This is a genomic window from uncultured Ruegeria sp. (genome assembly GCF_947497005.1).
Lineage (GTDB): Bacteria > Pseudomonadota > Alphaproteobacteria > Rhodobacterales > Rhodobacteraceae > Ruegeria.
Window position 1 is genome coordinate 1 of the sequence record NZ_CANMFF010000044.1, and the last position, 8,019, is coordinate 8,019.

Below are 8,019 nucleotides of genomic sequence, written 5' to 3' on the forward strand. Positions count from 1 at the left end.
GGTACATCATTCAGATTAAAACAACGTGCTGCTCGTATCAGCGGATCCGGCAGGTTATTTGACATAAATTAGATTACCTGCCGGTATTGCGCGATCGCTAGTACATGCTCGGCCATAGGCGCAAATCAGTTAATCTGAGGCTGCGCCAGAAGAATAGTAGAATGCAATCGCTTGCGTCCTGTTTTTAACCGAGAGCTTTTCATAGATGTTGCTCAGGTGGAATTTGACGGTATTCGTCGAGATTTGCAGGTCCTTCGAAAGTTCGCGGTTGGATAGGCCCTTGGCCAGCGCTTCAAGGATGACGCGCTCTTTACGGGACAAGCTGTGAATTGGATCCTGCTGCATTTTCCGAACATCGATGAACGGAAAAACCATCTTGCCTCGGGCAACATCTGAGCAGGTCTCCAGCAAAACATCGACCTCACCTGACCGGGAGGCGAACCCCGCCGCTCCTGCCTGCATAGCAAGGCGCGGAACATCTCCGGCATCGTCTCCATAAACGACGAAACGGGGCGCGTTTTCCTGTTCACGCAGAACCTCGATCAATTTGGCGGCGCCCAAGACCGGCAAATTCCAGGCGATCACGCAGACCTTAACCGGAACCCTCATAACTGCGCCCAAGAACCCTTCGGCGGTTGCTGATGTCGCCACCAGAGAGAATCGTGGATCACGCTCAAAAATCTCAGACATGGCCGACAACACCAGCGGATTGTTGTCGGCAAGCATGACGTTAATCGGTTGCTGTGAAGGCTCTGTCATTGATTTTCCTTCCAAAATTTCCAAAACTACCCGTTAGTATAGGTTCGATCTTGGTATACCTCGGTATTTCCACTAATACGGGTAGTATTTCTTTAATCCTATTAGACGTCCCGAAGCAGTAGTAATTTACGTTGCGCGATGATGCAAGCAACGCTTTCCTGATCCACAACGCGATATTTGGGCGTGATTGACCACCCCGACGATCAAGGAGGATCGAATGACTTTCCAGATTTATCCCTCGCTCGAAATCCCCGAGACACTGGCTGCGGGCCCGGGGCCAGGCAATACCGACGCCCGAGTTCTCCAAGCCTTTTCCAGTGCCGGGGTTGCGGATCACATGCAGGGCGACGTTTTGCGCGGGATGGTCGAATGCAAGCATATGCTGCGCGAGATCTGGGGCACTTCGAACACATATACTTTCGCGGTCGCGGGCACCGGTTGGAGCGCGCTGGATACCATGTTTTCGGCCGTCAGGCCCGGCGACAAGGTTGTTGCATTCAACAACGGCACATTTTCGGGCATCGACACACTGACCCTACGCATCAAAGCAGCAACGCCGGAAGAGCATGCAGCCAATCCTTTGGACCCACAGGCTGCAAGTGTCACTGTCATCGACGTGCCGCATGGTCAGTCGGTGACAGGCGAAATGGTCGAGGCTGCTTTGGCAGAGCACAAACCCAAATGGGCCTTCATGGCGCATTGGGAAACGGGTTCAGGTCGTATCAATGATCTGCGTGGCTTCTCGGATGCGTGCGATCGTCACGGTGCAATGGGTCTGATTGATGCCGTTTCGTCTTTAGGTGTCGAAGATTTCCGGATCGATGACTATTCGGGGATCGCTGGCTGGGCCTCTTGCCCGCAAAAGGGCCTGTGCTGTTTGCCATTGACATACGCACCGGTCAGCTTTTCCAAAGGTTACATCGACAGCCTAAAATCAACGGGCGCCTACAGCTATGTCCACAATCCCATATTCGAGGCCCGTCATTGGGGTATCGTCGATGGACAGGATGTTGAACGCGGTACGTATCACAGGACTCATTCCGGGTACGCAGTTGCTGCCTTCCATGAATCCTTGCGCCTGACGCTAACGGAAGGGTTGCCCAAGCGGTCAGCCTCGTATCGCACCCATGAAAAGGTGCTGCATGACGCCGTATCCGCAATGGGATGCGAAGTGACTTCGGATATGCCCAGTCTTTTGGTTCTCAACCTGCCGCCGGAGCTGGCCGGTCGCGAGATGGAACTGGTGCAGAATTGCCGGGCGCGCGGGTTCGGCATCTGGCCGACGCTTAGTGCACCGGTGCAGATACGCATCGGCATCCTCAATCAACTCAATCGCCAGGCTATCAGCCAGATTATTCGTCTGTTTGCTGAAGCCATGCACGAACTGGGCGGTAACGTCGATTTCGAAGAGATCGAGGCATTGCTCGAAAGCCGTTACGGCACGTCGATCGCTGCTTGAACGCACTGCATAAACGGGAGGAAGGCAGATGGACATTCATGAGTATCAGGCGAAAGAGGTTCTTTCAAATTTCGGTGTCGCAATACCTTCCGGCGCCTTGGCCTACAGCCCGGAACAGGCGGCCTATCGCGCCCGCGAACTGGGCGGAGACAAGTGGATTGTCAAGGCGCAGGTCCATGCGGGTGGCCGCGGCAAAGCGGGCGGCGTCAAACTGTGTAACAGCGAACACGAGATCCACGAGGCTTGTGACGAGATGTTCGGCCGCAAGCTGGTGACCCACCAGACCGGACCGGAAGGCAAGGGCATCTATCGTGTCTATGTCGAGTCCGCTGTGCCGATTGATCGCGAGATCTATCTGGGTTTTGTTCTGGACCGCTCCAGCCAGCGAGTCATGATCGTAGCCTCCTCGGAAGGTGGAATGGAGATTGAAGAGATTTCCGCCGAACGCCCTGACAGCATCGTGCGCTCAATCGTGGAACCCGCCGTCGGGCTGCAGGAGTTTCAGGCACGCGAGATAGCCTTCAATCTAGGCGTTGAGGCTCGTCTAGTTCAGCAAATGGTACGGACGTTGCAGGGTTGCTATGCCGCCTTTAACGATCTGGACGCCACGATGGTTGAAATCAATCCACTGGTTATCACTGGCGACGACCGGGTGCTGGCACTGGATGCGAAGATGAGCTTTGACGACAACGCATTGTTCCGACACCCCCAGATTTCCGAACTGCGCGACAAAAGCCAGGAAGACCCACGCGAAAGCCGCGCGGCGGACCGAGGCCTGTCTTATGTCGGCTTGGACGGAAACATCGGCTGCATCGTCAACGGTGCCGGGCTGGCTATGGCCACGATGGACACCATCAAAATGGCTGGCGGCGAGCCTGCGAACTTCCTCGACATTGGCGGTGGTGCCTCGCCGGAACGTGTCGCCAAGGCCTTTCGACTGGTTCTGTCTGACAAAAACGTTCAGGCGGTATTGGTCAATATCTTTGCTGGTATTAACCGCTGCGACTGGGTTGCAGAAGGCGTCGTACAGGCATTGCGTGAGTTGGAGATCGACATCCCCGTTATCGTGCGTCTTGCCGGGACGAATGTCGAAGAAGGTCAGAAGATTCTGGCCCAGTCTGGCCTGCCTATCATCCGTGCCACAACGCTAATGGAAGCCGCTGAACGGGCGGTGGGCGCATGGCAGAACGATCTGTCCCAAAACACCAAGGTGAGGGCTGTATAATGAGCATTCTTCTCGACCGCGACACCCGCGTAATCGTTCAGGGCATCACCGGACGCATGGCACGTTTTCATACCAAAGATATGCTGGCGTACGGCACCAATGTTGTCGGTGGTGTCGTTCCCGGCAAAGGTGGCGAAACTGTAGAAGGTGTGCCCGTTTTTGACACTGTGAAACAGGCTGTCGAGGCCACCGGCGCAGATGCAAGCCTTGTGTTCGTGCCCCCGCCCTTTGCCGCCGATTCAATCATGGAGGCCGCAGATGCAGGTATTCGCTATTGCGTGTGTATCACTGATGGCATCCCGGCGCAGGACATGATCCGGGTCAAGCGCTACATGTACCGCTATCCCAAGGATAAACGCATGGTGCTGACCGGACCCAACTGTGCCGGAACGATCAGCCCCGGTAAGGCGCTGTTGGGGATCATGCCCGGTCATATCTACCTGCCCGGCAATGTCGGCATCATCGGGCGCTCGGGAACGCTTGGCTATGAGGCTGCAGCACAGCTGAAAGAGCGCGGCATCGGTGTGTCGACCAGCGTCGGTATCGGTGGTGATCCGATCAACGGGTCCTCGTTCCGAGACATTCTCGAGTGTTTTGAATGGGATGAGGACACCGAGGTTATCGCGATGATCGGCGAGATCGGCGGACCACAAGAGGCTGAAGCGGCAGAATACATCCGCGATCACATCTCGAAACCCGTAATTGCCTATGTTGCCGGTCTGACTGCGCCAAAAGGGCGGACCATGGGCCACGCAGGCGCGATTATCTCGGCCTTTGGTGAAAGTGCCTCGGAAAAAGTCGAAATTCTGTCCGCCGCCGGAGTGACAGTTGCTGAAAACCCCGCCGTAATCGGTGAAACCATTGCGCGCGTTATGGGAAAGGCTGCGTGATGGTTAAGCCTTCGGTTCTTGTCACTCGTCGTTGGCCTGCTGCGGTCGAAGCGCAGTTAGCCGAGAACTATAACGCGGTACTCAATACCGGGGACAAGCCTATGTCCCCGGCCGAGATCCGCGATGCGTTGAAACGCTATGACGCGGTTCTGCCCACGGTTACCGACACGCTCAGCGCCGAGGCGCTGGATGTCTCCGCGGCCCAAACCAAAATCCTCGCCAACTATGGGGTTGGATACAGCCATATCTGCGAGCCATCGGCGCGCAATCTTGGGATGACCGTGACCAATACGCCGGATGTCCTGTCCGAGTGTACGGCCGATCTGGCCATGACATTGCTGCTGATGGTTGCCCGTCGCGCTGGTGAAGGAGAACGAGAGCTGCGCGCAGGAAACTGGTCTGGTTGGCGTCCGACCCATCTTATCGGAACCAAAGTTAGCGGCAAGACGCTGGGTATCATCGGCTTTGGCCGGATCGGCCAGGAAATGGCACGACGCGCGCATCACGGGTTTGGCATGAAAATCGTGGTTCAAAACCGTAGCCGTGTTTCACCGGATGTTCTGAAACTGTGCAACGCAACACAGGTTGAATCAGTGGACGATTTGCTTCCGCGATGTGATTTTGTTTCGCTGCATTGCCCGGGCGGTGCAACCAACCGGCATCTGATCAACGCACGTCGTCTGGACTTGATGAAACCTGGCGCATTTCTGATCAACACCGCGCGTGGTGAGGTGGTCGACGAGTTTGCCCTGATTCAGGCACTGATGTTCGATGTAATCGGCGGAGCCGCACTGGATGTCTTTGACGGCGAACCGCGCATCAGCCCCGACCTGCTGCAATGCGACAACCTTGTGATGCTGCCACACCTCGGCAGTGCCACGCGAGAATCCCGCGAAGCGATGGGTTTTCGCGTTCTCGACAACCTTAGCGACTTTTTTGCTGGCCGCACCCCGCGGGATCAGGTGATCTGATGCAAGCTCTGGCCCAAAATATTCAGTCCCCCCTGAACCGTTCAACTTATGCTGAAGAATTGCGCTCGGAATTGCGAGCGTTGTGGCGGAACATTTTGATGAAACGGGCGCCGCATGTAGCGACATGGGCCGAGTCTTCGCCGCTGCAGCCTATTCCCACCGGGCCCGAGGCGACTCCGTATTTGCAGGCCCTGTCGATCTGGTTCCAACTGTTGCGCATCATCGACGAAAACGCCGAAGTCAGAGATCGTCGCCTGACCGAGACCAATAGCGGCCCCGAAGCGGTCGAAGGCGGGTTTTCCGAGGTGTTGTCCGACCTGTCCCTGACAGACAGCCAAATGGAAAAACTGACCGCTGATCTTTGTGCCGGCCCCACCCTGACCGCGCATCCAACCGAGGCCAAACGGGTTACTGTACTGGAAATTCACCGGCGGATTTATCGCAACCTTGTCAGTCTTGAAACGCAACGCTGGACCCCGACCGAGCGCGCCGAATTTCTGAAGGGCCTGGAAGGTGAGATCGATCTACTGTGGCTGACGGGTGAACTTCGCCTGACGCGCCCAAGCCTGCACGATGAGATCGAGTGGGGTTTGCAATTCTTCCGGGACGCAATCTTTGACGCTGTTCCGCAAGTCATGGATCGGTTCGACCAAGCCTGCCTGCATACGCTGGGAAAGACCTTGAGCGAAACACCCGATATTCGCTTTCACAGCTGGATTGGAGGCGACCGGGACGGCAATCCGAATGTCACGACAGATATGACCGCGCTGGCCTTGCAACGTGGACGCGAAACGGTTCTTGACCTTTACGGTCAAGTCCTTGAACAAGCCGCAAGCAGGCTGAGTATCAGTGTGCTCATATTGCCGCTGCCCGAGCCACACAGGACACGTGTACAAGAAATTGTCGACCGGGCTCCGGACACTGGCCGCAATCAGAACGAACCGTTCCGGAAAGCTTTGGTCGCTATACGCCATCGGCTGACAAATGACGGCTATAGCCACATTTCGCAATTCGTGAACGATCTTAACGCGCTTGATGCCGCTCTATGCGCGGTCAAAGCCGATATTCTGGCGCGAAGACATATCCGCCCGCTGCGCCGGGCCTCGACAGTATTTGGGTTCCGCACCGCAACGCTGGACATACGCCAGAATTCCACCGTCACAACCGATGTTTTGGCCGAAATTTGGTCGCAATCTGGGCAGGCGCTGGAATATGGTACGCCTGAATGGTCTGCCCGTTTGCGGGCCGAATTGGCAGATCAGAACCTGCCCCATCAAAATCGCGAAGCGCTTAGTGATAAGGCGCAAGAGCTCCTTGCCCTCCTGACACTTGTTTATAGCGTGCGATCGGGGCCGGACCCCAAGGCAATCGGACCATTCATCTTGTCAATGACCCGTTCCGCCGACGACATTCTCGGTGTCTATCTTCTGGCCCGATACGCAGGGTTTGGGTCCGAAACTCTGGATATATCAGTGGTCCCACTGTTCGAGACGATTGCCGACCTGCGCAATGCCCCAGCGATACTGCTGGACGTTCTTGATGTTCCGCTTTCCCGCCGCAGCCTTAAAACCGACGGTAACGTGATCGAGGTGATGCTGGGTTACTCAGATAGCGGCAAGGATGGCGGCTATTTCTGTTCAACTTGGGAATTGGAGCGCGCGCAACGCAGGATTGTCACGGCACTGGGCTCGAAAAGTTTCAAGGCTACGTTTTTTCATGGGCGCGGCGGCTCCGTCAGCCGGGGCGGAGCACCTACCGGGCGCGCCATCGCCGCGCAACCCAGCGGAACAATCGCCGGTCGCTTGCGCGTAACTGAACAGGGCGAGGTTGTTTCGACCAAATATGCCAACCGCGGCACTGCTGCGGCGCATCTGGAATTGCTTCTCTCCAGCACGCTGCGACATACGGCTAACCCCAGCGAAACCCCGTCCCGGCCCGAATTTGACGATGCGCTGGATGCCCTATCGGAACTGTCGCAAACAGCCTATGTATCGCTTCTGCAGATGCCCGGATTTCTGGACTACTTCCAGCAGGCCAGCCCCGTCGAGGAACTTGCTCGCCTGAAAATCGGCTCCCGTCCGACCCGTCGGTTCGGCGCCGCTAGTCTCGATGATCTGCGGGCTATTCCATGGGTTTTTGCGTGGTCGCAGAACCGCCACCTGATTACCGGTTGGTACGGGTTTGGTGCAGCCATGGCCAGCTTTCGCAAATTCCGAGGTTCTCGCGGTGACGAAGTTTTGCAAGAAATGTTTCAGAAATCTCGACTGTTCCGCCTCTCCGTCGATGAGATGGAGAAATCGCTCTATCAGGCTGATATGGGCATCGCCACGCAATACAGCGAACTGGTGCGCGATGAGTATATCCGCCAGAACATCTCTCAGGCGATCAAAACAGAATTCGATAACGCTTGCAGCGCTGTGCAGTTTCTGACTGGCGGTCAGACCATCGGTCACCGTTTTCCCCGGCTGTGCGAACGGTTTGATCGCAAACGGGCGGAACTGGCCCGTATTCACGCATTGCAGGTCGAACTGCTGCAACAAGCCCGAAACAAATCGCAGGCAGGATCAGTCCCTGTACCGCTCCTGCAATCCATGAACGCTATTTCCGCTGGCCTTGGCTGGACCGGCTAACCAATTTCAGGAGATTTGACCCGTGAATGCCCCACACCGTTCAGACGGATTTTTCACCCAGTCTTTGTCGGACCGTGATCCCGAG

At 56.3% G+C, this 8,019-nt stretch carries 6 protein-coding genes; 5 read left to right on the forward strand and 1 reads right to left on the reverse strand.

Annotation, left to right across the window (positions count from 1 at the left end):
- Positions 1–129 precede the first annotated feature (129 nt).
- The gene (locus Q0816_RS25640) at positions 130–759 is read right to left on the reverse strand and encodes a response regulator transcription factor (RefSeq protein ID WP_298856093.1); all 630 of its coding nucleotides are present in this window, start codon (positions 757–759) and stop codon (positions 130–132) included.
- A 217-nt stretch (positions 760–976) separates the two neighbouring features.
- Here Q0816_RS25640 and Q0816_RS25645 point away from each other — a divergent pair, with 217 nt between their 5' ends.
- The 5 genes from Q0816_RS25645 to Q0816_RS25665 all read left to right on the forward strand — a co-directional run bounded on the left by Q0816_RS25645 (position 977) and on the right by Q0816_RS25665 (position 7,934).
- Complete coding sequence (locus tag Q0816_RS25645; RefSeq protein ID WP_298856095.1) at positions 977–2,218, forward strand: aminotransferase; 1,242 nt, start codon at positions 977–979, stop codon at positions 2,216–2,218.
- Between the two features lie 28 nt (positions 2,219–2,246).
- Positions 2,247–3,443, forward strand: a complete 1,197-nt coding sequence (locus Q0816_RS25650) for a malate--CoA ligase subunit beta (protein ID WP_298856097.1) — start codon at positions 2,247–2,249, stop codon at positions 3,441–3,443.
- Complete coding sequence (gene sucD / locus Q0816_RS25655) at positions 3,443–4,333, forward strand: succinate--CoA ligase subunit alpha (protein WP_298856100.1); 891 nt, start codon at positions 3,443–3,445, stop codon at positions 4,331–4,333. The genes Q0816_RS25650 and sucD overlap by 1 nt, the downstream gene beginning before the upstream one ends.
- Positions 4,333–5,304, forward strand: a complete 972-nt coding sequence (locus Q0816_RS25660) for a D-glycerate dehydrogenase (RefSeq protein ID WP_298856102.1) — start codon at positions 4,333–4,335, stop codon at positions 5,302–5,304. The genes sucD and Q0816_RS25660 overlap by 1 nt, the downstream gene beginning before the upstream one ends.
- A gap of 98 nt (positions 5,305–5,402) precedes the next feature.
- Positions 5,403–7,934: a phosphoenolpyruvate carboxylase gene (locus Q0816_RS25665; protein ID WP_298856104.1), complete on the forward strand. Its 2,532-nt coding sequence runs from the start codon at positions 5,403–5,405 to the stop codon at positions 7,932–7,934.
- Positions 7,935–8,019 lie beyond the last annotated feature (85 nt).

What these genes read in the sequence shown, in the direction of transcription:
- Q0816_RS25665 (WP_298856104.1), top strand. Translation starts at nt 5,403, where the DNA reads ATGAAACGGGCGCCGCATGTAGCGACATGGGCCGAGTCTTCGCCGCTG.
- Q0816_RS25660 (WP_298856102.1), top strand. Translation starts at nt 4,333, where the DNA reads ATGGTTAAGCCTTCGGTTCTTGTCACTCGTCGTTGGCCTGCTGCGGTC.
- sucD (WP_298856100.1), top strand. Translation starts at nt 3,443, where the DNA reads ATGAGCATTCTTCTCGACCGCGACACCCGCGTAATCGTTCAGGGCATC.
- Q0816_RS25650 (WP_298856097.1), top strand. Translation starts at nt 2,247, where the DNA reads ATGGACATTCATGAGTATCAGGCGAAAGAGGTTCTTTCAAATTTCGGT.
- Q0816_RS25645 (WP_298856095.1), top strand. Translation starts at nt 977, where the DNA reads ATGACTTTCCAGATTTATCCCTCGCTCGAAATCCCCGAGACACTGGCT.
- Q0816_RS25640 (WP_298856093.1), bottom strand. Translation starts at nt 759, where the DNA reads ATGACAGAGCCTTCACAGCAACCGATTAACGTCATGCTTGCCGACAAC.